The organism is Sulfitobacter sp. KMM 9851, from assembly GCF_057178245.1.
This window is the reverse complement of sequence record NZ_CM169991.1, coordinates 1,488,916-1,513,137: the sequence shown is the minus strand read 5'-3', so window position 1 is coordinate 1,513,137 and position 24,222 is coordinate 1,488,916. Positions and strand designations below refer to the sequence as shown.

Here is a 24,222-nt window from a genome sequence, read left to right as displayed (position 1 = left end):
TGCCTTTCGGCGATGCAATCTAGAAGTGTAGTGAAGCAATTGATGCAGCTTAAAGGTGTTATGCCAACTGAAAATTTGATTAACCAATTGATGTCAAACGCTTATCCACATCCACATCGTCGGCTAACCCCCCGCAATCAGCGATCTACCTAAAGTTGTGCACAGCATCATAAATTTGTTATTAACAGGGCTAAATCATGCCAAAGTTCGGTTCTGCCTTGAAACTTAATCCCGGTATAGTTGATTTTCGTGGCCGCGAATCCCCCTACGGTCGTCACCGCGACCCTTGCCCCAGCGCCGTGATTGCGCGATAGCAGATGGGATAATCAGCCGGGGGCCGCTACCATGAAAATCGCCAGTTTTAACATCAACGGCATCAAGGCGCGCGCCGAGGCGTTACCGCAATGGCTGGACGAGGCGCAGCCTGACGTTGTGGTGTTACAGGAAATCAAATCGGTGGACGAAAACTTCCCCCGCGAGATTTTCGAGGACCGGGGCTATAACCTTGAGACGCACGGGCAGAAATCATTTAACGGCGTCGCGATCCTGTCCAAACTGCCGCTTGAGGATGTCACTCGCGGGCTGCCGGGCGATGATGATGACGACCAGGCCCGCTGGATTGAGGCCACGGTTATCGGCGATAAGGGCCCGCTGCGGGTCTGCGGGCTGTACCTGCCAAATGGCAACCCTGCCCCGGGGCCGAAGTACGACTACAAACTCGCATGGATGCAACGCTTGCAGGCCCGTGCCGAGGCGCTGCTGGCCGAGGAAATCCCGTTCCTGATGGCGGGTGACTACAATATCATCCCACAGCCCGAAGACGCGGCCAAACCCGACAGCTGGCGCGATGACGCGCTGTTCCTGCCGCAATCGCGCGCTGCTTGGCGGCGTCTGCTAAACCTCGGACTGACCGAAGCTTTCCGCGCCCGTACCCAAGGGCCGGGACATTATTCCTTTTGGGATTACCAAGCAGGCGCGTGGAACCGTAACAATGGTATTCGTATCGACCATTTCCTACTGTCACCGGCCTGCGCCGATACCCTGCGCGACTGCCAGATCGACAAGGATGTGCGCGGGCGTGACAAACCGTCAGACCACGTTCCGGTCTGGGTTGATCTGGATATCTGAGATACGCACCTCTTGCGGTGCTGCATGGCGCTTTCGGCCCACGATGGCCTGTGTCACACCTGCCCATCAAGGGATATGTCGGCCAAATACAAGTCAGGCCTGAAGTTCGGCATCCCAATACAGAAAATCCATCCAGCTTTCGTGCAGGTGACCGGGCGGGAATTTGCGGCCCATGTTGCGCAATTCCTCGGCACCGGGCTGGCGCGGCGGTTTGCGCAGGTTCAGCCCGGTTTGATGCAGCGGACGACAGCCCTTGCGCAGGTTGCACGGGCTACAGGCGGCGACCACATTCTGCCAGCTTGTCACCCCGCCAGAGGCCCGTGGCACCACGTGGTCAAAGGTAAGTTCGCCGCGCGCGCCACAGTATTGGCAGCAGAATTCATCGCGCAGAAATAAATTAAAGCGCGTGAAGGCCACGCGCTTTTGAGGTTTTACATAGTCTTTCAGCACCACGACCGACGGTATTCGGATCACCGTCGAAGGGCTGCGCACCACGTCGTCGTATTCGGCAACGATATCGACCCGGTCGAGCCATTTCGCCTTGATCGCTTCCTGCCAGGGCCAAAGCGACAGCGGATAATAGGAGAGCGGTCGGTAATCCGCATTCAACACCAGCGCTGGCCGGTGTTTGAGCCCCGCCGGATGGCGGGTAAATTCGGTCCTGAAATCACCATCCATCTGGGGTGCGTCCTCTGCCCGTTTGTATCTACTATATCTCGTGGTTTCGCTCTGGCAAGCCAAAGGTGGACCACTAGATGCGCCAGTGATGGCGCGCAGAAGTTACAGGCAGATGACAGTCTGTTCCGCGGCGTCGCTAAAGGCTCAGTTTGTCGCGCATAAAGGCCAGTGCGACGCTGAGCCCATCCGGTGCGATGCCGTGGCCCGTGCCCTTCATCACATGGGCAAAGACGTCTTTCCAGCCCGCTTCCTGTAGGGCCTCGGCGGCCTGCGGCAGCGATTGTGGCGGCACCACATCGTCCTGATCGCCATGCACCAGCAGCACCGGGGGCCTGACCAGGGCGTCAGTGGCCAGCGCCTCGGGGTCCAGCAGGCGCCCGGAAAACGCCACAACGCCGGCCACCGCATCTTCGCGGCGCGGGGCAACATGCAGGGCCATCATCGTACCTTGGGAAAAGCCGAACAGAACAACCTGTTCCGGCATCACGTCTTCATCAACCATCAGGGCATCAAGAAAGGCATTCAGATCTTCGACGGCACTGGACATGCCGCGCATCGATTCTTCCTCTGAGGATCCGTCGATCCAGGGAATGGGAAACCACTGAAACCCCATCGGCGCGCCGGCGCAGGCTTCGGGCGCATCGGGTGCGACAAACAGCGTGTCCGGCAGATGTTCGGCCAGCGGATCGGCCAAGCCCAGCAGATCGGCGCCATTGGCACCGTATCCGTGTAGAAAGACCACGACCGACCGCACGTCCCCAGACAGCGGCGCGCGGCGCTCAGCGTTCAAAACCCGTGTCATGTTAATCCTTCCCGTTGTTTTATAGTCCGGTAGTAGGCAAAGAGCAGCCGTGCTGCAACCGACCGCCAGGGTGACCATGCGGCGGCCATCTGTGCGAGGTCCTGTGGTGTGGGGCGGGATGGCAGATCAAACAACACCCGCGCCGATTCCTGCAAGGCCAGATCGCCGGACGGAAACACATCGGCACGGCCCAGACAGAACATCGCATAGATCTGCGCACTCCATGGGCCGATGCCGGGCAGCGCGACCAGGTCGGCTAGAACGGCGTCATCTTCTTTGCTCCCAAGCGCGTTGAAATCAAAACCAGCCTCTGCCAGCGCAAGGGCATAGCGGATCTTGGGTCGGCTCAACCCCGCTGCGCGCAGCCCCGCCTCTCCCGCAGCGGTCACCGCCGCTGGCGTGGTCAGTCCAGCGGCGGCCAGCCGTGCCCGTATCGCATCCGCAGATGCAACGCTGACCTGCTGGCTGATGATGATGTCGAGCAGGGCGGCAAACCCCGGTGGGCGCAGGCGCAGCGGCAGCGGACCCGTCTGGGCAAGCGCATGTGAAAAGCGCGGCTCGGCGGAACCGAGCCACGCGGCGGCTTCGGCCACATCGGCGTCGCAGGTGATGACCCGGCCCGGCGGCGTCACAGGTGCGCCACCCAATCAAAAACATCAGTGATGCTCCAAACCTGCGCCGCACCCTGCGGCAATGCCGGGCGATCAATCAAGATCACGTCGATCCCCATCGCCAACGCCGCGTCGACCTTGGGGCGGCTGGCCTCTCCGCCCAGATTGCGGCAGATCAGTTGGTCGACCTGCAACCCGCGAAACAGCGCCTCCTCGCCGTTCTGGGTAAAGGGTGGGTCGCCAAAGACGAGATCGACAAAATCATAGGGTGCGGGGCGGTTGTGGTGGCTGGTCTGGCGCAGCAAGAGGCGCGCACCGGGAAACGGGGTAAAGGCAGGCAGGCTGGTCCAGCCCGTCGCGCAGAAAACCCGCGCGCCGGGGCGCACCGCACGGGCCGCCGCCGCGACATCCGGCACTGCGCGCAGCAAAGGGTCATCAATCGGCCAGCCGGGTCGCGCGTATGTGACAAACGGCAAGCCACGTACCTGTGCCGCTGCGAACCCTGCGGCGCTCATCGTGCCATCAAAACCGTGACTGGCATCAATCACGGCGTCGAACCGCGCCATATCCGCTGCGACCTGCGCCGGATCATCAAACCGCTGCATGTCAAAGGGCACGGGCATCGGGCTGGTCCCGCGCGGCGGCTCGGACAGCCATGCCCTGACGCGGTGCCCCTGTGCCACCAACTGCTGTGCAATCTGACGCGCCTCGGCACTGCCCGCCAGCAAAAGAATATCAAGACCATGCCCCATCTGCGCGACATTAGGCACGCGCGGGCCAGACGCAAGAGCCAGTTGGCGCGGCGGCGCGTGGGGGGTTGCTCTTGGCCGGGTGCGGGGCTACGCCTTGGCGATAAAGTAGGATGTTTCGTATGATCGACGACGGCCGCGCTAAGCGCAATGTGGCGGTGCTGGTGGCAGCACAGGCATTTCTAGGGGCGCAGATGCCGATGATATTTCTCGTCGGCGGTCTGGCGGGGCAATCCCTGGCCAGCAACGTTTGTCTGGCGACGCTGCCGATTTCCATGATCGTGCTAGGGTCCATGCTGTCGGCGACGCCAATCTCGGCGATTATGCAACGTTTCGGACGCCGCGCCGGTTTCTTTGTGGGCGCCGCTGGCGGGGCTACGGGGGCCGCTGTCGCAGCCTACGGGCTGTATCTTGCGTCATTCCCAGTTTTCCTGTTGGGGTCGCTTTTGACGGGTGTCTACATGTCAGCGCAGGGGTTTTACCGCTTTGCCGCTGCCGATACCGCCTCGGATGATTTCAGGCCCAAGGCGATTTCATATGTCATGGCGGGGGGGCTTGTCTCTGCCGTGCTGGGGCCACAACTCGCCAGTGCCACCTCGACCAGCCTCGTTGTGCCATTCTTGGGGACATATTTGGCAGTTGTCGTTCTGAATGCCGTGGGATCGTTATTGTTTCTGTTCATCAATATCCCCGCCCCGCCAGTACCTTCCGTCGACGCCCCCAAGGGCCGCACCCGCTGGGAATTGCTGACGACGCCGCGCATCGCCGTGGCGGTGATCTGTGGGATGGTGTCCTATGCGCTAATGAACCTTGTGATGACCTCGACACCACTGGCGGTGGTCGGCTGCGGTTACTCGCAAGACAGTGCGGGCTATGTCGTGACCGGCCATGTGTTGGCGATGTTTGCACCGTCGTTTTTCACCGGCCACCTGATCGCACGCTTTGGTGTGGAAAAGATCATGGGGCTGGGGCTTGTCATTTTGGCGGCTGCCGGGCTTGTCGCCCTGCAAGGGGTCGACCTGGGTAATTTCTTTGTCGCACTCATTCTGCTGGGGCTGGGCTGGAACTTTGGTTTTATTGGTGCGACCACGATGCTGGCGGGCGCCCATGAGCCACACGAGCGCGGGCGGATGCAGGGGTTGAACGACCTGCTGGTCTTTGGTGGCGTGACCGTGGCATCGTTGGCCTCTGGCGGCTTGATGAACTGCTCCGGCGGCACGGCCGTTGAGGGTTGGGCCGCAGTCAATATCGCCATGGTGCCGTTTTTGTTACTGGCAGGCGGGGCATTGGTCTGGCTGATGACACGGTCCAAAGTGACGCAGCTAAGCTAGCCGCTGAACGGAGGCTTTGCCCGCACCATCAATTTGATCGGGGGCTTTGCCCAAACCGTCAATTTGATCGGGGGCTTTGCCCGCACCGTCAATTTGATCGGGGGCTTTGCCCCCGGGCGCCTTCGGCTCCTCCCCCAGGAATATTTAGAACCAAAAAGAAAGGGTTACCAGCGGGTGAACAAGGCCCGAAGGGCAAAATGCTGGCGTGGGTCTGGCAACTGACCCGCGGCGACGCGTCCCGGATCACGGCGCGCGGCGCGCAGTACAGGGCCTGCCATCGCGGCTGGGAGAAGCGCCGGGGCGGCGTTGCGTGAGATTTTGTGGCGGGCCTTGCGGGCTTTGGCCAGACGCTGCAGCGCGGTGTCGGCCATGGCGGCCACCGCTTTGGCAGTGCCATCCAGCAAGGGAATACGCCCCTTTTCTTCGAGGGTGGGGATGGCGGCCAGCCAGGCGGCGATGCCTGCGGCATAAGCGGCATCGCGCACGACTGCTTCGTCGACCTGTCCCAAACGGCGCGCGGCGATCACCATCAGGTGGCCAGCAGTGCGGTCGATATACTGCGCAAAATGCGTTTCGTCCTCAAACGGATCTTGGTAAACATCCCACCGTCTTGCCGTGACCAGCTCATCCAGGAGCAGCGCATCAGCAGGTGTGATGACGCGGGCCAGCGGGGTCGCGACCTCGTGACGGCGCACAGAGCGGTCTTGGGCGATCTCTTCGCAGATGTCGCGCCACCATTGCAGGCGCATCTCTGCGATCATCGGCTCTTGGGTGACCCAGGGCGCGCGGGCTACTTCAACATTGAACGCATAGAGCGGAAACAGCAAATGACGTGCGGCAAGCGGTGCCGCCATCGTCGCGCGAAACCGCCAGGGATCGGCACGTTCAACCATGGCAGCGCAGGCGGTCAGGTCGGCGTCAAAGCTCATGTGGGCCGGGCCACCGTCAGCAGATACCCGTAGGCGTCGCCATGCGCGCGCCAATTGGCGATCTCGGCTTCGGTCTCGTCGAGCACTTGACCCAAAGCCGCATCTGCGCCGGGGCGCAGTTGCGCAATGCGTGCTTGGAGTGGGGTGTAATAGGCCTCCCATGCTGCGGGGGCGAGGCGGCGGGTGGCCAGCACGTCGTAGCCGGCGGTGGTGACGCGTGCCGCGATGTCGGCCTCGGTGCCCATGGCCGGGTAGTCGGACCAAAGCGCGCGGGCGGCCTCCGAAGGCGTATCAGTGAAATAACACGGTTCGGAAAAGGCCACGACCCCGCCGGGGCGCAGCGACTTGCGCCAGCGCGTCAGGGCCTCGGTCACGCCGAGGAAATATACAGCGCCCGCGCACCAGATCATGTCGTATTGGTTGGCGATGGCCCCCATGTCGGCGCGCAGCACGGTGACGTTAGGATCACTGGCAAACTGGGCCCGCGCGGCATCGACAAAATGCGCGGTTTTGTCCAATGCGGTGACATGGCCACTTGGGGCCGCAGCGCGCAGGGCGGCGATATCACCACCGGGGCCACAGGCGACGTCGGCAATATCGGGTTTGGGCGGCAAAGCGGCTTGGGCAACGGCCCAGACGACATCCGCCGCCTCGCCCGGTCCTTCGCGGGGCAGATCACGGTGCAGGGTGAAAAACGCGGTTGTATCGGTCATGTGGCACTGTCCCGGATGAGTTTCCAGCGGATCGCGTCGAGCAACGCCTCGAACGACGCGTCGATGATGTTGGCGCTGACGCCCACGGTGGACCAGCGCCGCCCCTGCCCGTCTTCACTGTCGATGATGACGCGGGTCACAGCTTCGGTTCCGCCTTGCGTGATACGCACCTTGAAGTCGACGAGGCGCATATCATCGAGCAGCGTGGAATATTGCCCAAGGTCTTTCGCCAGCGCCTTGGCCAGCGCGTTGACGGGGCCGCGGTCAGAGCCGTCTTCGTCCATGCTCTCGGACACCGACAGGCGTTTTTCGCCGTCGACTTTGACCACGACCACCGCCTCGGACAGACTGATCATCTGATCATATTTGTTTTTGCGCCGCTCCACCGTGACCCGGTAGCGTTTGACCTCGAAAAGATCGGGCAACTGCCCCAGCACCTTGCGCGCCAGCAGCTCGAAACTTGCCTGCGCGGTGTCATAGGCGTAGCCCAACGCCTCGCGGTCCTTGACCTCGTCCAAGATGCGCCCCAGCGCGGGGTCATCTTTGGCCACAGTGAGGCCCGCAGCTTCGAGCCGATTACGCAGGTTGGATTGGCCGGCTTGGTTGGACATCGGAATGATGCGCGTATTGCCGACCAGCGCGGGGTCGATGTGTTCATAGGTTGTGGGGTCTTTGGCGATAGCGCTGGCGTGCAGGCCCGCCTTGTGGGCAAAGGCAGACGACCCGACAAACCCCGCCTGTTTCATCGGCACCCGGTTGAGGATTTCATCCAGCATCCGGCTGGTGCGGGTCAGCCCGGCAAGCGATTGCATCGAAACACCGATGTCAAAGCGGCTGGCGTAGGGGTCTTTCAGCAGCAGGATCGGGATCAGCGCTGTGAGGTTGGCATTGCCACAGCGTTCGCCCAAACCGTTCAGCGTGCCCTGGATTTGCCGCGCGCCTGCGTCGATCGCCGCCAGCGTGCAAGCCACCGCGTTTTCGGTGTCGTCATGGGTGTGGATACCGATGTGGCTGCCGGGGATGCCCGACGCGATGATGGCGGCGGTGATCAGCCCCACTTCCGCAGGCAGGGTGCCGCCATTGGTGTCACACAGCACGATCCAGCGCGCGCCTGCATCATAGGCGGCGCGGATGGTTTGCAGCGCGTAGTCGCGGTTGGCCTTGTAGCCGTCAAAGAAATGTTCTGCGTCAAACAGCGCTTCCCGGTCTTGAGCGACCAGATGGGCGACGGATTTGGCGATGTTATCGGTATTTTCATCAAGCGCGATGCCCAGCGCGGTTTTGACGTGGAAATCATGGGTTTTGCCGACGAGGCAGACAGATTTTGTGCCCGCGTTCAGCACGGCGGCCAGGACGTCATCGTTCTGGGCCGACATGCCATTGCGTTTGGTCATGCCAAAGGCGGTGAGGCGCGCGCGGGTCTGGGGGGCGGCGTCGAAAAAGGCGCTATCGGTGGGGTTGGCGCCGGGCCAACCGCCTTCGATATAGTCCACGCCCAGCGCGTCGAGGGCACTGGCGATCTGGCGTTTTTCATCCGTGGAAAATTGCACGCCCTGGGTTTGCTGCCCGTCGCGCAGGGTGGTGTCATAGAGGTAGAGGCGTTCGCGGGTCATGGCTGACCTCCGATGATATTCAGGCGGACAGCCGCATCAAACACCCGTTCGTGCCCTTTGCACGAACAGCGCCCAACCACCCCCGTTTTGCCGAAGGCAAACCTGTGGTTTGACGGAGGGCGCTTCTCGCCCCCCCAGGGCCGGGCGGTGTTCTTATGTTGGAGAGAGGTCATTTGAGGGCGTCCAGTTTAGCGGGGTCGAAGTTGGGGCCGGGCGCCAAAATCACTTCTGTTTTACTCATCTGCACGTTCACCCCGGCGTCGAGTAATAGCCCCTTTAACCTATCCACAGTAGTAAAGTCTTTACTATCAAGTGCCTCTTGCCGCGCAACGATGAGAGCTTTTTGTAAATCTTCCAGCGTAGCGGCATTGGCTAACCGCTCTACCGCACCATCTAATATCCAGGCACCCATCTCAGCGTTATCTTCCAGCAAACCGAGTAGTCGGGCGCTCGCCGCAAATTCTTCAATTTGGGTTTGGGAAACATCACCACGTTGCTGCTGTTCGATCGCCTTACCAAGCACCTTCAACACGGTGATTGCCTTGGATGTATTTAGATCATCCACTAAGGCCCCCAAAAAATCAGCATTTGGTTTTCCAGTGCCTTGTGCAGCATTGACCAAGGCACGCCACTTCCGCAACGTCTTCTCCGCCTCCGCCCGCTTCTTCTCTGTCCAATCCATCGGCTTGCGGTAATGCGTGCTCAGCATCACAAACCGGATCACCTCACCCGGCACCCCCTGCTCCAACAAATCCCGCACGGTAAAGAAATTGCCCAGGCTTTTGGACATCTTCTTGCCCTCGACCTGCAACATCTCGTTGTGCAGCCAATAGTTGGCAAAGCCGTGCCCAGCGCATTTGGATTGGGCGATCTCGTTCTCATGATGCGGGAATTGCAGATCCAGACCGCCGCCGTGGATGTCAAATGTCTCGCCCAGCAGATCATGTGCCATGGCCGAACATTCGATGTGCCAGCCCGGACGCCCCTTACCCCAGGGGCTGTCCCACCCCGGTGAGTTCTCGTCTGACGGCTTCCACAGGACAAAATCCATCGGGTCTTCTTTGTAGGGGGCCACTTCGACCCGCGCGCCAGCAATCATATCGTCAACAGACCGCCCCGACAGCGCGCCATATTCTGCATATTTGCGCACACGGAATAGAACGTGGCCCTCTGCCGGATAGGCGTAGCCATCCGCGATCAGCCCGCCGATCATCGTGACCATCTGGGGGATATACTGCGTCGCGCGCGGCATGGCGCGTTGATGCTCACCATCTTTGATCGACGGCTCCAGTGCGCCCACGGCGGCCATGTCATCCAGATACCACTGGGTTGTCTCTGCCGTGATGTCGCCAATGGAGCGCCCACTCTCGGCCGCGCGTGCGTTGATCTTGTCGTCCACATCGGTGAAATTGCGCACATAGGTCACGTGATCGTCGCCGTACCGATAACGCAGAAGGCGATACAGCACGTCAAAAACGATAACGGGGCGCGCGTTGCCGATATGGGCGCGGTCGTACACTGTGGGCCCACAGACATACATGCGCACATTGTCCGGGTCGATTGGCACAAATTCTTCTTTGCGCCGCGTGGCGGTGTTGTGCAGCTTGATCGTCAGATCACGGGTCTGTTCTTGGGTCATGGAGGCAGGCGTCCTTACGCGGGTGTCGCGCGGGCTTGGCATAGTTTTGTCAGAATGGGAATGACGTGAACAGCGGCCCGCGAGGATGTCTCAGCGGGTAATGCAGCAAATAATGAGCGTTGTTGTGTTCATAGGGTGGTTGTAGCAAGCCGGGGCCAGATCGCCAAGCCTCTTGTCAGCGCGGGGCGCTATTGGCATCCTGCATGCCATGACCCGCGAGATCGTAAATGGTATCTGCCACCCGTTTCCGGGGGCCGAGGTGTCGGACCCGTGGGGCGGCGGCCATGACGCCTGGAAGGTCGGCGGCAAGATGTTTGCCTGTATCGGTTCGTTGGGCACAGGCGTTTCGGTGAAAACACCGGACGTCGAGACCGCGCAGATGCTGATCGACGTCGGGGCGGCCGCCCGCGCGCCCTATTTCCACAAGAGCTGGGTCTTACTGGACTGGGACACGCCGCACGACGATCTGCGCCACCGGTTGGAACACTCTTATGATCTGATCCGCGCGGGCATGACGAAAAAGGCCCAGGCCGCTTTGCCTGCACGCGCCATCAGGGCCGATTGACGAATCAGATCGGCTCTGCGCCCCTGCCCGGATCATCTAAATGGGGCATGTCATGAAAAAATCAGAACGTATCACGGGATTGCTGGGCGGCGGGTCAGACGGCTGGGAAGTGTTCAACCGCGCCCGCCAGATGATTGCCGATGGTGTCGCGGTGACCGAACTGACCATTGGCGAACATGACATCCGCACCGCCGCACCGATTTTGCAAGACATGCATCGCGCCGCAATGGCTGGGCATACAGGTTATGCCGCTGTACCAGGCACCGACGCGCTGCGCGATACCGTCGCCCGACGGGTTGAGGCGCGCACCGGCGTCGCCACGACCCGCGCCAACGTAATGATCACCCCCGGCGGGCAGGCGGCGCTTTTTGCCGCGCATGTAGCCTGTTGCGACAGTGGAGATCGGGCGCTGTACCTTGATCCCTTCTATGCCACCTACCCCGGCACGATCCGCGCGGCCGGCGGTGTACCCGTCGCCATCCAGACCCGCGCCGAGGATGCTTTTCAACCGCGCGCAGCGGATATCGACACGCAGGCGGCAGGGGCCGTTTCGCTGCTGGTCAATTCGCCCAACAACCCCACTGGCGTCGTCTATTCCCGCGACACGCTGCAAGGCATTGCAGATGTCTGCCAGAAACATGACCTTTGGCTGATTTCTGACGAGGTATATGACACCCAGATCTGGGAGGGCGCGCACATCAGTCCCCGCGCGCTGCCGGGCATGGCCGACCGCACGCTGGTGATTGGGTCGATGTCGAAATCGCACGCCATGACCGGATCGCGCTGTGGCTGGATCGTGGGGCCAGAGGATATCATCGGTGATCTGATTAATCTTGCCACCCACACGACTTATGGCGTGCCGGGCTTCATTCAGGATGCATCTGTCTTTGCGCTCCAGCAGGGGAACCCACTGGAGGAAGAAATTGGCGCGCCCTTTGCCCGCCGCCGTCTGATGGCAAAGAAAGCATTGGCCAAGCAAAATACCGTGACCCTCGTCCCCGCACAGGGCGCGATGTATCTGATGCTGGATGTACGTGCGACCGGGATGACGGGCCAAGAGTTTGCCTATGCCCTGCTGGACGCCCACCATATTGCCGTGATGCCGGGCGAAAGCTTTGGTCAAGCGGCGGCGGGGCATGTGCGCGTGGCGATGACGGTCGACGATACGGCCTTTGCCGCGGCGCTAGAGACACTATGCGCCTTTGCCAAAGAACTGGCGGTCGTGCGCACGTAGGATCCGGGCGCGCCCCAAGCTTTACGATATCGCGTGACCCAACATCGCGTGACCCAACAAAGAACGGGGCTGGCACATTACATGCCAGCCCCGCCGCTACAGTGTCTGGTGGCACCCGTCTGCCGGGTGCCAAGCTAGGAGCAGATCAGAACCGCAGCGAACCGCGAAGCGACAAGGTGGTCGCATCCAGGTCGTTACCGGCCACGCCGCCGACGTCGTCAAACTTGTGCTGCAGAACTTCGGCACCCACGGTGTAACGCTCAGTTACTTTGTAGGTCATGCCGAGGCCAGCAAAGGCACCCGACTCGTCGCCACCGCTGGTGTCGGCACGTGCCGCACCTGCTGTTGCGTAGATCAGCGTGTTGCCAAGGTCGTAACCGCCCTTGATTTTGGCACGGGCCACGGAATCGATTGTGGCTGCGCCGCCGCCAAGGTCGATATCGCCCTTGTCGTAGTCAAGCTCACCACCCAGAACGAACTGACCGAAGTCATAGTCGTAACCGGCGTGGAAACCGTATGTGTTGTCGCTGCCGTCAAGACCGGCACCGTTGCTGTCGACGTCGGCATAGCCCAACTGAAGACCGGTGTAGAAACCAGTCCAGTCGCCGCCGTAAGCCACTGGCTCTGGCGCGGGTGTATATACGGGCGCTTCCACCACTGGCTCTTGCAGCGAACCTGCAAATGCTGTGCCAGCCATAGCTGTTGTGGACATCAAAGCGATTGCGGCAAGCGTTGTCGTACGTTTCATATTCTGCTCCTTCGTTACATTTGAAACACCCGCACGTTGGCGGGGTCATTCACGCAACGCCTGACTTAGGCTTGGGTTTCACAGATTGCCCATCACGGAATCGCGATGGGCAGGATGCTGCACATTTGTCACGACTGATCGGCCAATCGCCGCCGTTCCTTACTGTGTGCGCATGGGTCGCAAACCAAGCGCCGCGTCGCAAACAGGACAGACGGTAGCCGGCAGGCTTTGCAGCATGATCCCATGTAGGAGTGGGCGATTGAACGTTGATTTGTGCATCATTGCGCGTGTGAAGCGCACCATCGGAGCAGAACGCGGTCGCGCCGCACGCGGAGCACCTGCGCATCTATAGCAAGTGCGCCACCTGCCCTGACCCTTTTTCCCGGACCCATACCATGACTGATCAATCTCCCGCCCGCACCGGTGGCCGCGCCGCGCGGCGCGCTGCCCGTGCGGCCCCACTTGCCGCCCATCTACGCCCCGTGCGCCCCGGCATGTCGGGCGGCACCTATACCCCTCTGACTGCCGCGGATATGGACAACATTCACCACGCAGCGTTACGGGCGCTAGAGGAAATCGGGCTTGCCGATGCCCCGCCTTCGGGCGTTGAACATCTGACGGGGGCGGGCGCGATTCTAGGTGACGATGGCCGCATCCGTTTTCCGCGCGCCTTGGTCGAAGACACCATCGCGCGCGCCAACCGAAGCGTCACCCTGCATGGCCGCGACCCGGCGCATGATCTGGACCTGTCTGGCACCCGCGTGCACTACGGCACCGCCGGGGCGGCGGTGCATCTGGTTGACGCACAGGGGCGCAATTACCGCGAATGTGGGGTACAGGATCTGCACGATGCCGCACGGATCGCCGACGTGCTGGACAATATCCATTTCCTGCAACGCCCCATGGTCTGTCGCGACATCCCCGACAACCGCGAGATGGACGTCAATTCGATCTATGCCTGCTGTGCCGGCACCCGCAAACATGTGGGCGTGTCGTTCAGCGAACCCGCGTTTGTCGCAGATGGCTTGGAACTGCTGCACATGATCGCAGGCGGCGAGGACAAGTGGCGCGAACGGCCATTTGTCAGCAACTCCAACTGCTTTGTCGTGCCGCCGATGAAATTCGCCACCGAATCCTGTCAGGTGATGGAGCATGTGATAGCCGGTGGGATGCCCGTACTGCTGCTGTCGGCTGGCATGGCCGGAGCCACCGCACCTTCGACCATAGCGGGCGCCATTGTGCAGGCGGTGGCGGAATGCCTTGCGGGGCTGGTCTATGTTAATGCGGTCAAGCCGGGGCATCCGGCCGTCTTTGGTACCTGGCCCTTCGGGCTTGACCTGCGGTCTGGCGCAATGACGGGTGGATCGGGCGAACAGGCACTGCTGACGGCGGGTTGTGCGCAGATGCACCACTATTACGACCTGCCCGGCGGTGCAGCCGCTGGCATCGCCGACAGCAAGCTGCCCGACATGCAGGCAGGATGGGAACAGATGTGTTCCAACGTCATGGCAGGGCTGTCGGGGTTGAACATGGTCTATGAAGCGGCGGGCATGCATGCGTCACTGCTGGGCTTCTGCCACGAAAGCCTGATCTTGGGTGATGACCTGATCGGTCAGGCCCTGCGCTGCGTGCGGGGGATCGAGGTGAATGACGACACGCTTGCGCTGGACCAGATGCGCGCGGTCTGCATGGGGGGGCCGGGGCATTATCTGGGCACCGACGAAACACTCAGCCGGATGGAACTGGACCACGTATATCCCAAATTGGGCGACCGGACGTCACCCAAGGAATGGGTGGAAAAGGGCAAGCCGGACCTGCTGGCGCGGGCCACCGCGCGCAAGGAGGATATTCTGAGCCAACCTGCGGCGGCGCGGTTTGATCCGGCCGTAGATCACGCCATTCGGGCCCGGTTCAATATCCACCTGCCGACATGATGGGCAGCCTCGTCCTGACCAGATAACAACAGGGCCCGGTTGTGGGAAACCGGGCCCTGAAACAGCGGCGGGGGACACGAGGTAACATCCCCCGGCTGTTCTTACGGCACCTTCGGGAAAGTGCGCGACATGCCTTAGCCTTCGGTTGGGGCGGCGGGGATCATGCCGGCCTCTGTCGCTGCCTGCACTTCGGCATCGTCAAGTGCACCATCGGCGTTCAGATCCATGGCCGAGAACTGTTCGGCGGTGACTTCTGGATACACCGCCTGAACTTCGGTCACGCTCAGCAGGCCATCGCCATTTGCGTCCACCTCAGACGCTCCCGAGCCCATCGCATAGGCAGGCACACACAGGGTCGTGATCGCGACAGCGGCGAATTTGTTCAGTCGTGTCATTTGGATACTCCATTTCTTGGTTCTGATATGAAGGCGTTCTCGGCCTTCCCCTAGACAGATGCGGTAACGGCGCTTTGCGTCCCGGCGCGGTTGCGGCACGCGGTTGCCTGCCGATCTGGACGATCCGCTTGGGCGGGGCGTCGCCCAAAAAGCCCCGGTACCGCGGATCGGCGAAAACTCCCCCACTGGTTGAACCGGCGAAACTGGGCAATCTGCGCCAAAACAACAATATGAGGCGATACCCATGACCAAGCAGACTGACATCCTCCGACAGCTACTGCCCCGCCTGACCCGCCGCGCCCGCCGTCTGTGCCGCACCGCCGACGACGCCGACGATCTGGCCCAGGAGGTCGCGGTCCGGCTGTTGCAGGTGCTGCGCGGGAAGACCCGGATCGACACACCCGACCGCTATGCGATGATCATGCTGCACAATCTGGCACGCCAGCGCTGGCGCCAGCGGCGCGAGATGGTTGAGCTTTCAGATGAAATGGCCCTGACCGACCCCGAAGGCCCGGCCCGACTGGCCTGCCGCGAACTGCGTGCGGCCATCACCCGCCTGCCCGATGATCAGGCCCTACTGATGACGCTGGTGCAGGGGGGCGAAACCAGCCCACGGGTGCTGGCCACTCAGACGGGGCTGCCGCTGGGGACCGTGATGTCGCGCCTGTCCCGCGCCCGCGCCCGGTTGCGCGCGGATCTGGGTTTGGACGCCGACAGTTCGGTCGCGGAGATGTTGTAGTAGCGCCATTGGGGCGCGTAGGGGCGCTGCCCCAAACCCCGAGGGTATTTTTAGTCCAAAAAAGCAGCAGGAAGAACCATCTGGCAGCCGGCGCGTTTCAGCTCGATTTGCAAAATCCTTGTTCCTTGCGGTGAATGGGTTATCTGCATCAGGCGGGCTGAACACTTGGTAGGAAGACACCGGAATGTACTGGATCACGACCCATCTGGAGATCGTCATCATCGTGGTGCTGACGTTGTTGGCCGCGATTGTGATCTTGCAGCAGCGCCGCACGCCGCAGTCGACCGCTGCATGGCTGTTGTTCATCATCGCCTTGCCTTGGGTAGCGGTGCCACTGTTCCTCGGTCTGGGCTTTCGCAAGCAATCGACGCGCTATGACCCGGTTCATTTCCCACAAGACGGCGCAACCGCCCCGCCCGGCCCGGCCCACCCGCTTGACGCGACGATGCAGCATTTCGGACTGCCGGCGGCAGCGGCAGGGCAACATCTGAGCCTGCTGACCGCACCTGACGCCGCGTACAAGACCGCTATGCAGCTGGTAGCAGAGGCGCAAGAGAGCCTGGACGTGCTGTTTTACATCGTCGCCAACGATTCCACCGGCCGCGCTTTTGTCGAGGCCCTTGCGGCGCGCGCGCGCGACGGGGTGAAGGTGCGACTGCTGATGGACCGCCTTGGCACGATGCGCGGACCCGCGGCAGAATTGCGCAAGCTGCGCGACGCGGGCGGTGAGACGCTGTTCTACTCGCCCCTTCTGCAATTGCCCGGCTCGGGGCATCTGAATTTGCGCAATCACCGCAAAATGATCATTGCCGATGGCGCACGGGTGTTTTCGGGCGGCATGAACATCGCCGCGCATTACCTAAGCCCGGTGAAGCAGAAAGACGGCTGGGTCGATCTGGCGTTTGAGCTTGAGGGCCGTGCGGTGCAGAGTTTTGCCAATGTGTTCCGCTCCGACTGGAGCGTCGCCAGCGGCGTCGAGGCGGAGCCGGCCCCGGCGATTTCGTCCGATACGGCGGGCAATGCCACGGTGCAACTGGTACCCTCTGGCCCCGATGTGCTGGAAGATCCGCTGCATGACGGGTTGATCCGCGCGCTGCATATGGCCGAGGCGCGTATCCTGCTGGTCACCCCCTATTTTGTTCCGACCGAAGCACTTGGAAATGCGCTGGCCATCGCGGCGCGGCGCGGGGTTGATGTGCAGGTGCTGGTGCCGGCCCGGTCCAACCAACGGCTGGCCGATTTTGCGCGCGGGGCTTATCTGCGCGACCTTCAGGATGCGGGTGGCAAGGTCTTGTACTATCAGCCGGGCATGATCCACGCCAAGGCCGGCATCATCGACGATATGGCTTTCGTCGGATCGGCCAATTTTGATGTGCGCAGCATGTTGCTGAACTTTGAGATATCGCTGTTTGTCTATGATGCCGGCACGGTGGTCGAATTGACCAACTGGTTCGAACATCTGTCCGAACACTGCACGATGGAGAAGCCTCCCGCCGGTCTGTTGCGCCGGGTGGCCGAAGGTCTGTTTCGTCTGGGGGCGCCAATCCTGTGATCACCCTGCCTGCAAACGATACCCTTCGCATCGCCAGCTACAACATTCGCAAAGCGGTCGGCACCGACCGCCGCCGCGACCCCGAACGCATCCTGCGCATCATCAAGGGCCTGCGCGCCGATGTGGTGGTCCTGCAAGAGGCCGACCGCCGTCTGGGCGCGCGCCCCTCTGCCCTTCCGCTGGCGATGGTCACCGAAATCACCGGGATGCGCGCGGTGCCGGTGCCCGGTGACGTCAGCATCGGCTGGCACGGCAACGCGGTGCTGGTGCGCGCCGACGCCACGATCGGCACGGTCGAACATCTGACCCTGCCGGGCGTAGAGCCGCGCGGTGCCATGGTGGCCGATCTTGACCTGGGCGGCAAACCGCTGCGCATCATTGCCTCACATCTGGGGCTGCTGCGGCCCTCGCGCAAGGAACAGCTTTCGGCGCTCTTTGCACATCTGGAAAGCTGTGCCGCCTGCCCCACCGCCATCGCAGGTGATCTGAACGAATGGTCTCGCAAGGCGGGGCTGGGGCGTCTGGCGAAACGTTTTTCGATCCATGCACCGGGTAAGAGTTATCACGCGCGACTGCCGATGGCCGCGCTCGACCGGATCGCGCTGAACGACCAATTGGAAAGCCATCATGGCGGCGTGCTGGAAACACCGCAAACCCGGCGGGCGTCAGACCACCTGCCAATTTGGGTAGATGTGCGGCACCGTTAGACGGCGATGCGCGCCTGATTGCGGTCAAAGAAAAACGCGGCAGATCGGTCGAAATCAAGCGTGACCGCATCCCCCACCTGCGCGCTGTGCTGGCCAAACAGCCGCACCGTCAGCGCCTCGTCCGCCGTGCTGCGCACCAGAAGATTGGTGTCACTGCCCAGGCGTTCCACATGGGTGACCTGGCCGCGGATCGGTCCATTGTCGGTCAGGCGCAGGTGTTCGGGCCGAATGCCCAGGGTCGCGCCGACCGGGCCAACCCCTTGGACCTTGGCCAGGAAATTCATTGCGGGCGATCCAAGGAAACCTGCGACAAAACGGTTCACAGGATTATTGTAAAGGTCCATGGGCGAGCCGACCTGTTCGACCCGGCCATCGCGCAACACGACGATCTTGTCGGCCAGTGTCATCGCTTCGGTCTGGTCGTGGGTGACATAGATCATCGACGCGCTCAGCTTGCGGTGCAGATCGGCGATTTCAATTCGGGTGTTCATCCGCAGGGCCGCATCAAGGTTGGACAGCGGTTCGTCGAACAGAAACAACTTAGGTTCGCGCACAATTGCCCGCCCAATGGCGACACGCTGGCGCTGGCCACCCGACAGATCGGCCGGTCGGCGGTCCACATAGGCGGCCAGATCCAGCATATTGATCGCCTTGCCCACACGCGCCGAAATCTCGTCCTTGGGCTGTTTTTCCTGCTTGAGCGCGAGGGTCATGTTATCGCGCACGCTTAGATGCGGATAAAGCGCATAAGACTGGAACACCATTGCGATGCCGCGCTTGGCCGGCGGCACCGTGTTCACCCGATCCCCGCCAATGGAAATATCCCCCGAGGTCGCGTCCTCAAGCCCCGCAATTACCCGCAGCAGGGTGGATTTGCCACAGCCTGACGGGCCGACGAACACGACAAACTCCCCCTCCTCGACCGTCAGATTGATGTCCTTCAGCACTTCGACGGTGCCAAAGGATTTATGCAGGTTTTCAAGTTTGAGGGCGGTCATGCGGGGTCTCCCAATGTCACGGGCTGGCCGGAACGGATACTTTCATCCGCCGCCAGACAAATGCGCAGCGATTGTACCGCGTCGTCCATGTGACGGGTCAGATCAAGGTTTTCACTGATAGCGCGGATAGTGTGCGCCTGTTCGGCATCGCAAAGCTGCTGGTGGCCGGGTTCATCGGGCATATCAATGCGTTGGTCGTTGCCGGGGCGGTGCACAAGGATGCTGCCGACGCGGGTGTGGCCATCCACATCATCGGAATCCGCCTTGTCGCCATCGCTGATCGACACGGCCCCATTGGGTGATACCACGTCTTTTACAAAGAACGCGGTTTCCGACATCATCGGCCCCCATCCGGCCTCGTACCAACCAACCGAGCCGTCATCGAACACGACCTGCAACTGCCCGTAGTTGTACATATCGGGTGCGATTTCATCGGACAGGCGCAGGCCGATGCCCGACACACGCAGCGGTTTGGCATCGGTGATCTGGCACATGACATCAACGTAATGCACACCGCAGTCCACGATCGGGCTGGTGGTCTGCATCAGCGCCTTATGGGTTTCCCAAGTGGCACCGTCTGACTGCTGGTTCAGGTTCATGCGGAACACATAAGGCCCGCCAAGCCCGCGCGCCTCGGCCACCAGTCGCTGCCAGCTTGGGTGATGGCGCAGGATGTACCCAACGACCAACTTGCAGTTCAGCCGGGTGGCAGTATCGACGACGCGTTTTGCATCTGCGACCGTGGTCGCCAGCGGTTTTTCGACAAAGACATGTGCGCCCTGCTCCATCGCGGCCACGGCATAATCGGCATGGCTGTCTGAATAGGTGGCGATCACGGCCAGATCCGGCGTCACCTCAGCGAGGGCCGAATGGAAATCGGTAAACACTGGATAGCCTTGTAGATCGGGGTGGTCGACTGTGCCCGAACGGTTCACGAGGCCGACAATCTGCGCGTCGGGATGGTTGTGATGGGCCAGCGCATGGCTTAGCCCCATATTGCCCAGACCGGCGATAAGAACCCTCATTTCACGGCTCCTGATGTGATACCACGGATCAACTGCCGCGAGAAAATTACGTACAGCGCCATGACAGGCAGGATCGCCAGCGACAGCGCAGACAGCACCGCGTTCCAGTCGGTGACGAACTGCCCGATAAACACCTGCGATCCCAGTGTGAGGGTTTTCACCTCTTCTGCCGGGGCCAGGATCAGCGGGAACCACAGATCATTCCAAATCGGGATCATATTGAACACGGCCACTGTCGCCATCGCCGGGCGCACCAGCGGCAGCACGAGGCGGAAAAAGATGCGGTATTCGCTCAGCCCGTCTATGCGGCCCGCATTTTTCAGATCATCACTGACCTGCCGCATGAATTCGGACAGGATGAACACCGCCAACGGCAGCCCCTGCGCAGTATATACAAGGATCAACGCCCAAAGCGTGTTGACCAGCCCTGTCTGCACCATCATTTCCAAAATCGCCACCGTGCCGATGCGGATCGGGATCATGATCCCCAGCGCCAGATACAGCCCCATGATCAGATTGCCGCGAAACCGGTATTCGGCCAGCGCAAAGGCCGCCATGGCCCCGAACAACAGGATGAAAAACAGCGAGCCGACGGTTACGATCATCGAGTTCTGGAAGTAGAGGAAAAAATCCCCTTGTTTCAGCACCGTCTGATAGCCGATCAGCGAAAAACTGTCGGTATCGGGCAGCGCCATCGGATCGCGAAAGATCGCCTTGCGGGTTTTGAAGCTGTTGATCACGATCACAAACACCGGGAACAGCGCGATCAACGTATAGAGGATCAGCGCGCCATGGGCGGCGGCGGTGTTGAGCGGGTTTTGGCGGGCGCGGTTCATGGTCATCCCCTTAGAACTGATAGCGGCGCATGCGCGACTGGATGCCAAAGAGGTAAACACATACCCCCACGAGGATCACCGCAAACATGGCGCTGGCGATGGTTGACCCCATATGCGGATCGCCCAGTTGCAGCTGAAAGCCAAAGAAAGTGCGGTACATGAAGGTGCCCAGAATGTCGGTGCTGAAATCCGGCCCCGCCAGCGCCCCCTGGGCGGCATAGATCAGATCAAAGGCGTTGAAGTTGGCGACAAAGGTCAGCACCGAGATGATGCCGATTGAGGGCAAGATAAGCGGCAGCTTGATCTTCCAGAAGGCGGCAAATCCGGTGATACCCTCAACCTCGGCGGCCTCAAGTATCTCGTCGGGGATCGACAGCAGGGCGGCGTAGATCAGCATCATCGGGATGCCGACAAATTGCCAGACCGACACCAGCGCCAGCGTGGTCAGGGCATATTCCTGTTTGCCCAGCCAGGGCGCGTAAAGCGATTTCAGCCCCACCGCATCCAGCATTCCCGGCGCAATACCCCAGATCGGCGACAGGATCAGCTTCCAGGCAAAGCCGACGATGACAAAGGACAGGATGGTGGGGATAAAGATGGCCGAGCGGTAAAAGCCCGCAAAGCGCAGGCGTGGATGGCTGAGGATCGCGGCCAGCGCGATGCCGATGGGGTTTTGCACCAGCATGTGAATGATGAAGAACCAAAAGTTGTTGCCAAGGGCGTTCCAGAACTGCCCCGACCAATTGGGGTTGCCAAACAACGTGCGGAAATTCTGCAACCACACAAAAACCCGTTCATTGCCCACTTCGGTAAACAGCGACAGCCGCAGGGTGTTGAACAGCGGATAGATCATGACGGCGGTGTAAACCAGCACGGCCGGGGCCAAAAACACCACGATGTGCCACCTGATTTTGCTTTTTCCGGGGCGATCAGTCATGGCGATATCCTGCGGGCTATGGACGATGGAAAGGGTCCGCGCGCCCCGATAATAAGGCCATAGGGCGCGCGGTTGGGATGGGCGTTTACTGCTGGCGTTCGTACCAGCTTGCCAGACCCTCTTGCAGACGTGCGCCTGCGTCTTCTGGGGTTTCCTCGCCTTTAATCACAGCGGCAGAAGCGTTCCAGGTTTCGTTCTCAAGGTTCGGCGTGCCGCGTGACAGCACCTGATAGGTCGACCGGATTGTGCTTTCGCACTCACCACGCCAAGAGATGAACTCTTGCGCCAGCGGATCTTCCAGCGCGACCTCGCCTTTGGACAGCGGGAAGAAGCCCGGCAGCGCGTTGGCATAAAGCGTTGCGAACTCTTCCGAGCCGACCCAGTTGAGGAAGGTCTTGGCCGCCTCTGGATGCGCCGTCTTGGCGTTCATGCCGATGCCGATGTCGGTGTGATCCGAGATATAGCAGGTGTCGCCTTCGGCCTGAACGGGTGGATAAAACGCGCCCATTTCGAAATCGACCAGGTTGTTGAAACCCGACACTTCCCAAGACCCGGCAGGATAGATCGCGGCCCGGCCCAGGGTAAAGATGTTCTGGCTGTCAGGATAGGTCTGCGCCTCGAACCCGTCACCCAGGTATTCACCCCACTTTGCCAACTGGCGGTACGGTGCGACCCATGCATCGTCGGTCAGCTTCTGGTCACCCGCCATCAACGCCAGACGGCCCTCTTCGCCTTTCCAATAGTTCGGGCCGATGTTGTTATAGCCCATGGTCGCCGCTTCCCACTGGTCGCTGGTGCCCATCGACATCGGGATATAGGTGCCGTCCTCTTTGATCTTGTCGAGTGCGGCAAAGAAATCAGCTTCGGTCTTTGGCACCTCAAGGCCCAATTCGGCAAAGGCGTCTTTGTTATAGATAAATCCGTGGATCACCGAGGCCATCGGAACGCAGAACTGCGTGGCACCGTCATCCGTGCTCCAGCCCGATTTGGCGACGGGGGAAAAGTTGCCCATCCCTTCCAGATCGGTCACATCTGCCAGATGCCCGGCCTCAAACAACGCCAGCGAAGCGTCGAAGGGGCGGCAGGTGATGATATCGCCCGCTGACCCAGCGTCGAGTTTCGAATTCAGCACCGCATTGTATTCCGCCGGAGCAGACGGCGTGAATTTCACCTTGATACCGGGGTTTGCGGCTTCAAAGGCGGGGATGATCTTGTCCTGCCAGATGGCAAGGTCGTCGTTGCGCCAGCTTTCGATGGTCAGCGTGGCGTCTTCGGCCTGGGCCATACCCGCCAGCATCGTGCTGGCCAGCAGGGCGGTTGTAACATTGCGAAGTTTCATGTTGGTCTCCCTTTCAGTTTCTCGTTTTTTTTGGTGTCGTATTCATTTGGACGTATCTATCAGACAGGGGCCAAGGTGGCCTGCGTGCCGGTCCAGCAACGCCTGCGCGTGGTCCTCGGGCAGCCCCTTGGCCAACAGAATGGCCAGCTTTACCGCCCCTTTCGCCGTGGCCAGCGCGGTTGCGGCCTCATCCGATGTGACGTTTGATATCTGGCGCACGATGCCATTGGCGCGTTGGCGCAGCTTGGCGTTGTCGGCCACCAGATTGACCATAAGCCCCTGATAGACATGGCCCAGTTGCACACCCATCAGTGTCGACATCACATTCAATGCCGCCTTTTGCGCGGTTCCTGCGGCCATGCGCGTGGACCCTGCGATCACTTCTGGCGGGGTGTTCAGGTAAATCGCCACATCCGCCATCGCTAGCAGGGGTGTGCCGGGGTTGTTGGTAATCGCGATCACCTTGGCCCCTGCCGCCCGCGCCCGCGCCACCACAGCCAGTGCATAGGGCGTGGCCCCGCTGGCGCTCAGCACGATCACGGCATCGCTGCGGCGGATCACGATGTTTTTCGTGGCCTCGGCGTCGTCTTCGACATCGCCGGGCATCACGCCATCCGCAGGCACACCGCCTGCCATATGGATCTGGATTTGCCGCGCCGACACCCCAAAGGTGCCGGGCAACTCGCAACCATCAGACAGCGCCATCAGCCCCGAACTGCCCGCAGCGGCATAAATCAATGACCCACCTGCCCGCAGCGCTTCGGCCATCAGCGCCGCGCCGGCGGCAAGATCGAACGTGGCGCGCCTTGCGGCGTCAACGGCAGCGGCCTGCCCGTCCAATATCAGCGCCACGCCGCGCTCGGCCGTCACGGCGTCGATCGCATGATGATCAGATTGCATTTCAGTGTGCAGCAGCGACATTCGATTCTCCCCACGTTCGACAATACCTATTAGATACCTATTGTCCATATAAATCTTTAATACGCCATATATTCGGCTAAAACAGCACCAATACCCCAA

The 24,222-nt window shown here is 61.2% G+C and carries 24 protein-coding genes; 8 read left to right on the top strand and 16 right to left on the bottom strand.

The genetic code is table 11. The features are described 5' to 3' along the window. Positions 1 to 345: 345 nt before the first annotated feature. Positions 346 to 1,128 carry an exodeoxyribonuclease III gene (xth, locus tag AC1965_RS07365; protein WP_483886636.1) on the top strand — a complete coding sequence of 261 codons (783 nt, stop codon included), beginning with the start codon at positions 346 to 348 and terminating at the stop codon, positions 1,126 to 1,128. A gap of 93 nt (positions 1,129 to 1,221) precedes the next feature. Here xth and AC1965_RS07360 read toward each other — a convergent pair whose 3' ends face one another. The 4 genes from AC1965_RS07360 to AC1965_RS07345 form a co-directional block, all read right to left on the bottom strand. After that, positions 1,222 to 1,806, bottom strand: a complete 585-nt coding sequence (locus AC1965_RS07360) for an HNH endonuclease (protein WP_483886635.1) — start codon at positions 1,804 to 1,806, stop codon at positions 1,222 to 1,224. A gap of 136 nt (positions 1,807 to 1,942) precedes the next feature. Next, positions 1,943 to 2,608, bottom strand: a complete 666-nt coding sequence (locus AC1965_RS07355) for an alpha/beta hydrolase (RefSeq protein WP_483886634.1) — start codon at positions 2,606 to 2,608, stop codon at positions 1,943 to 1,945. Continuing rightward, entirely contained in the window at positions 2,605 to 3,255 is a 651-nt protein-coding gene (locus AC1965_RS07350; RefSeq protein ID WP_483886633.1) for a DNA-3-methyladenine glycosylase family protein, read from the bottom strand. Before AC1965_RS07350 ends, AC1965_RS07355 begins: the two co-directional genes overlap by 4 nt. Next, positions 3,237 to 3,971 (bottom strand): precorrin-6A/cobalt-precorrin-6A reductase, encoded by a 735-nt coding sequence (locus AC1965_RS07345; RefSeq protein ID WP_483886632.1) that lies wholly within the window; start codon positions 3,969 to 3,971, stop codon positions 3,237 to 3,239. The genes AC1965_RS07350 and AC1965_RS07345 overlap by 19 nt, the downstream gene beginning before the upstream one ends. 119 nt (positions 3,972 to 4,090) lie before the next feature. On the opposite strand from AC1965_RS07345, the gene AC1965_RS07340 reads away from it, so the two are divergent. Then, positions 4,091 to 5,299, top strand: coding sequence for an MFS transporter (locus tag AC1965_RS07340; protein WP_483886631.1), 1,209 nt, complete (start codon positions 4,091 to 4,093; stop codon positions 5,297 to 5,299). A gap of 164 nt (positions 5,300 to 5,463) precedes the next feature. Here AC1965_RS07340 and AC1965_RS07335 read toward each other — a convergent pair whose 3' ends face one another. From AC1965_RS07335 to cysS, 4 genes are all read right to left on the bottom strand, one after another. Further along, positions 5,464 to 6,228 carry a squalene/phytoene synthase family protein gene (locus AC1965_RS07335; RefSeq protein ID WP_483886630.1) on the bottom strand — a complete coding sequence of 255 codons (765 nt, stop codon included), beginning with the start codon at positions 6,226 to 6,228 and terminating at the stop codon, positions 5,464 to 5,466. Next, positions 6,225 to 6,941 carry a class I SAM-dependent methyltransferase gene (locus tag AC1965_RS07330; protein ID WP_483886629.1) on the bottom strand — a complete coding sequence of 239 codons (717 nt, stop codon included), beginning with the start codon at positions 6,939 to 6,941 and terminating at the stop codon, positions 6,225 to 6,227. Before AC1965_RS07330 ends, AC1965_RS07335 begins: the two co-directional genes overlap by 4 nt. Further along, positions 6,938 to 8,554 (bottom strand): citramalate synthase, encoded by a 1,617-nt coding sequence (cimA, locus tag AC1965_RS07325; protein WP_483886628.1) that lies wholly within the window; start codon positions 8,552 to 8,554, stop codon positions 6,938 to 6,940. Before cimA ends, AC1965_RS07330 begins: the two co-directional genes overlap by 4 nt. A gap of 169 nt (positions 8,555 to 8,723) precedes the next feature. Next, the gene (cysS, locus tag AC1965_RS07320; RefSeq protein WP_483886627.1) at positions 8,724 to 10,193 is read right to left on the bottom strand and encodes a cysteine--tRNA ligase; all 1,470 of its coding nucleotides are present in this window, start codon (positions 10,191 to 10,193) and stop codon (positions 8,724 to 8,726) included. A gap of 208 nt (positions 10,194 to 10,401) precedes the next feature. On the opposite strand from cysS, the gene AC1965_RS07315 reads away from it, so the two are divergent. Both AC1965_RS07315 and AC1965_RS07310 read left to right on the top strand, forming a co-directional pair. Next, positions 10,402 to 10,758, top strand: coding sequence for an MmcQ/YjbR family DNA-binding protein (locus tag AC1965_RS07315; RefSeq protein ID WP_483886626.1), 357 nt, complete (start codon positions 10,402 to 10,404; stop codon positions 10,756 to 10,758). A gap of 52 nt (positions 10,759 to 10,810) precedes the next feature. Continuing rightward, on the top strand, positions 10,811 to 11,992 hold the full coding sequence (locus AC1965_RS07310; protein WP_483886625.1) for a pyridoxal phosphate-dependent aminotransferase: 1,182 nt from the start codon (positions 10,811 to 10,813) through the stop codon (positions 11,990 to 11,992). A 145-nt stretch (positions 11,993 to 12,137) separates the two neighbouring features. Here AC1965_RS07310 and AC1965_RS07305 read toward each other — a convergent pair whose 3' ends face one another. Further along, positions 12,138 to 12,740, bottom strand: coding sequence for an outer membrane protein (locus tag AC1965_RS07305; RefSeq protein WP_483886624.1), 603 nt, complete (start codon positions 12,738 to 12,740; stop codon positions 12,138 to 12,140). Positions 12,741 to 13,135: 395 nt separating this feature from the next. Between AC1965_RS07305 and AC1965_RS07300 the strand changes: the two genes are divergently transcribed. Then, complete coding sequence (locus tag AC1965_RS07300) at positions 13,136 to 14,674, top strand: trimethylamine methyltransferase family protein (protein WP_483886623.1); 1,539 nt, start codon at positions 13,136 to 13,138, stop codon at positions 14,672 to 14,674. Between the two features lie 134 nt (positions 14,675 to 14,808). On the opposite strand, the gene AC1965_RS07295 is transcribed toward AC1965_RS07300, so the two are convergent. Further along, the gene (locus AC1965_RS07295) at positions 14,809 to 15,069 is read right to left on the bottom strand and encodes an EF-hand domain-containing protein (protein ID WP_483886622.1); all 261 of its coding nucleotides are present in this window, start codon (positions 15,067 to 15,069) and stop codon (positions 14,809 to 14,811) included. A gap of 244 nt (positions 15,070 to 15,313) precedes the next feature. On the opposite strand from AC1965_RS07295, the gene AC1965_RS07290 reads away from it, so the two are divergent. The 3 genes from AC1965_RS07290 to AC1965_RS07280 all read left to right on the top strand — a co-directional run bounded on the left by AC1965_RS07290 (position 15,314) and on the right by AC1965_RS07280 (position 18,067). Next, complete coding sequence (locus AC1965_RS07290) at positions 15,314 to 15,808, top strand: RNA polymerase sigma factor (RefSeq protein ID WP_483886621.1); 495 nt, start codon at positions 15,314 to 15,316, stop codon at positions 15,806 to 15,808. A 184-nt stretch (positions 15,809 to 15,992) separates the two neighbouring features. Beyond that, positions 15,993 to 17,360, top strand: a complete 1,368-nt coding sequence (locus AC1965_RS07285; protein ID WP_483886620.1) for a phospholipase D-like domain-containing protein — start codon at positions 15,993 to 15,995, stop codon at positions 17,358 to 17,360. Continuing rightward, on the top strand, positions 17,357 to 18,067 hold the full coding sequence (locus tag AC1965_RS07280) for an endonuclease/exonuclease/phosphatase family protein (RefSeq protein WP_483886619.1): 711 nt from the start codon (positions 17,357 to 17,359) through the stop codon (positions 18,065 to 18,067). Before AC1965_RS07285 ends, AC1965_RS07280 begins: the two co-directional genes overlap by 4 nt. Here the strand turns inward: AC1965_RS07280 and AC1965_RS07275 are convergent. From AC1965_RS07275 to AC1965_RS07250, 6 genes are all read right to left on the bottom strand, one after another. Next, on the bottom strand, positions 18,064 to 19,065 hold the full coding sequence (locus AC1965_RS07275) for an ABC transporter ATP-binding protein (protein ID WP_483886618.1): 1,002 nt from the start codon (positions 19,063 to 19,065) through the stop codon (positions 18,064 to 18,066). The two genes, AC1965_RS07280 and AC1965_RS07275, sit on opposite strands and share 4 nt — an antisense overlap. Further along, entirely contained in the window at positions 19,062 to 20,090 is a 1,029-nt protein-coding gene (locus tag AC1965_RS07270) for a Gfo/Idh/MocA family protein (RefSeq protein ID WP_483886617.1), read from the bottom strand. The genes AC1965_RS07275 and AC1965_RS07270 overlap by 4 nt, the downstream gene beginning before the upstream one ends. Further along, positions 20,087 to 20,926 (bottom strand): carbohydrate ABC transporter permease, encoded by an 840-nt coding sequence (locus AC1965_RS07265; protein ID WP_483886616.1) that lies wholly within the window; start codon positions 20,924 to 20,926, stop codon positions 20,087 to 20,089. The genes AC1965_RS07270 and AC1965_RS07265 overlap by 4 nt, the downstream gene beginning before the upstream one ends. Before the next feature lie 10 nt (positions 20,927 to 20,936). Next, positions 20,937 to 21,863 carry a carbohydrate ABC transporter permease gene (locus tag AC1965_RS07260; RefSeq protein ID WP_483886615.1) on the bottom strand — a complete coding sequence of 309 codons (927 nt, stop codon included), beginning with the start codon at positions 21,861 to 21,863 and terminating at the stop codon, positions 20,937 to 20,939. Positions 21,864 to 21,948: 85 nt separating this feature from the next. Continuing rightward, entirely contained in the window at positions 21,949 to 23,202 is a 1,254-nt protein-coding gene (locus AC1965_RS07255) for an ABC transporter substrate-binding protein (protein WP_483886614.1), read from the bottom strand. Between the two features lie 42 nt (positions 23,203 to 23,244). Next, complete coding sequence (locus AC1965_RS07250) at positions 23,245 to 24,123, bottom strand: N-acetylmuramic acid 6-phosphate etherase (protein ID WP_483886613.1); 879 nt, start codon at positions 24,121 to 24,123, stop codon at positions 23,245 to 23,247. Between the last annotated feature and the right edge of the window lie 99 nt (positions 24,124 to 24,222).

Excerpts from the sequence above, each read along its gene's own strand:
- AC1965_RS07340 (WP_483886631.1), top strand. The coding sequence starts at position 4,091 with ATGATCGACGACGGCCGCGCTAAGCGCAATGTGGCGGTGCTGGTGGCA.
- AC1965_RS07315 (WP_483886626.1), top strand. The coding sequence starts at position 10,402 with ATGACCCGCGAGATCGTAAATGGTATCTGCCACCCGTTTCCGGGGGCC.
- AC1965_RS07260 (WP_483886615.1), bottom strand. The coding sequence starts at position 21,863 with ATGACTGATCGCCCCGGAAAAAGCAAAATCAGGTGGCACATCGTGGTG.
- xth (WP_483886636.1), top strand. The coding sequence starts at position 346 with ATGAAAATCGCCAGTTTTAACATCAACGGCATCAAGGCGCGCGCCGAG.
- AC1965_RS07355 (WP_483886634.1), bottom strand. The coding sequence starts at position 2,608 with ATGACACGGGTTTTGAACGCTGAGCGCCGCGCGCCGCTGTCTGGGGAC.
- AC1965_RS07270 (WP_483886617.1), bottom strand. The coding sequence starts at position 20,090 with ATGAGGGTTCTTATCGCCGGTCTGGGCAATATGGGGCTAAGCCATGCG.
- AC1965_RS07330 (WP_483886629.1), bottom strand. The coding sequence starts at position 6,941 with ATGACCGATACAACCGCGTTTTTCACCCTGCACCGTGATCTGCCCCGC.
- AC1965_RS07255 (WP_483886614.1), bottom strand. The coding sequence starts at position 23,202 with ATGAAACTTCGCAATGTTACAACCGCCCTGCTGGCCAGCACGATGCTG.
- AC1965_RS07295 (WP_483886622.1), bottom strand. The coding sequence starts at position 15,069 with ATGACACGACTGAACAAATTCGCCGCTGTCGCGATCACGACCCTGTGT.
- AC1965_RS07250 (WP_483886613.1), bottom strand. The coding sequence starts at position 24,123 with ATGTCGCTGCTGCACACTGAAATGCAATCTGATCATCATGCGATCGAC.
- AC1965_RS07285 (WP_483886620.1), top strand. The coding sequence starts at position 15,993 with ATGTACTGGATCACGACCCATCTGGAGATCGTCATCATCGTGGTGCTG.
- AC1965_RS07345 (WP_483886632.1), bottom strand. The coding sequence starts at position 3,971 with ATGGGGCATGGTCTTGATATTCTTTTGCTGGCGGGCAGTGCCGAGGCG.
- AC1965_RS07265 (WP_483886616.1), bottom strand. The coding sequence starts at position 20,926 with ATGAACCGCGCCCGCCAAAACCCGCTCAACACCGCCGCCGCCCATGGC.
- cysS (WP_483886627.1), bottom strand. The coding sequence starts at position 10,193 with ATGACCCAAGAACAGACCCGTGATCTGACGATCAAGCTGCACAACACC.
- AC1965_RS07335 (WP_483886630.1), bottom strand. The coding sequence starts at position 6,228 with ATGAGCTTTGACGCCGACCTGACCGCCTGCGCTGCCATGGTTGAACGT.
- AC1965_RS07360 (WP_483886635.1), bottom strand. The coding sequence starts at position 1,806 with ATGGATGGTGATTTCAGGACCGAATTTACCCGCCATCCGGCGGGGCTC.
- AC1965_RS07300 (WP_483886623.1), top strand. The coding sequence starts at position 13,136 with ATGACTGATCAATCTCCCGCCCGCACCGGTGGCCGCGCCGCGCGGCGC.
- cimA (WP_483886628.1), bottom strand. The coding sequence starts at position 8,554 with ATGACCCGCGAACGCCTCTACCTCTATGACACCACCCTGCGCGACGGG.
- AC1965_RS07290 (WP_483886621.1), top strand. The coding sequence starts at position 15,314 with ATGACCAAGCAGACTGACATCCTCCGACAGCTACTGCCCCGCCTGACC.
- AC1965_RS07310 (WP_483886625.1), top strand. The coding sequence starts at position 10,811 with ATGAAAAAATCAGAACGTATCACGGGATTGCTGGGCGGCGGGTCAGAC.
- AC1965_RS07275 (WP_483886618.1), bottom strand. The coding sequence starts at position 19,065 with ATGACCGCCCTCAAACTTGAAAACCTGCATAAATCCTTTGGCACCGTC.
- AC1965_RS07305 (WP_483886624.1), bottom strand. The coding sequence starts at position 12,740 with ATGAAACGTACGACAACGCTTGCCGCAATCGCTTTGATGTCCACAACA.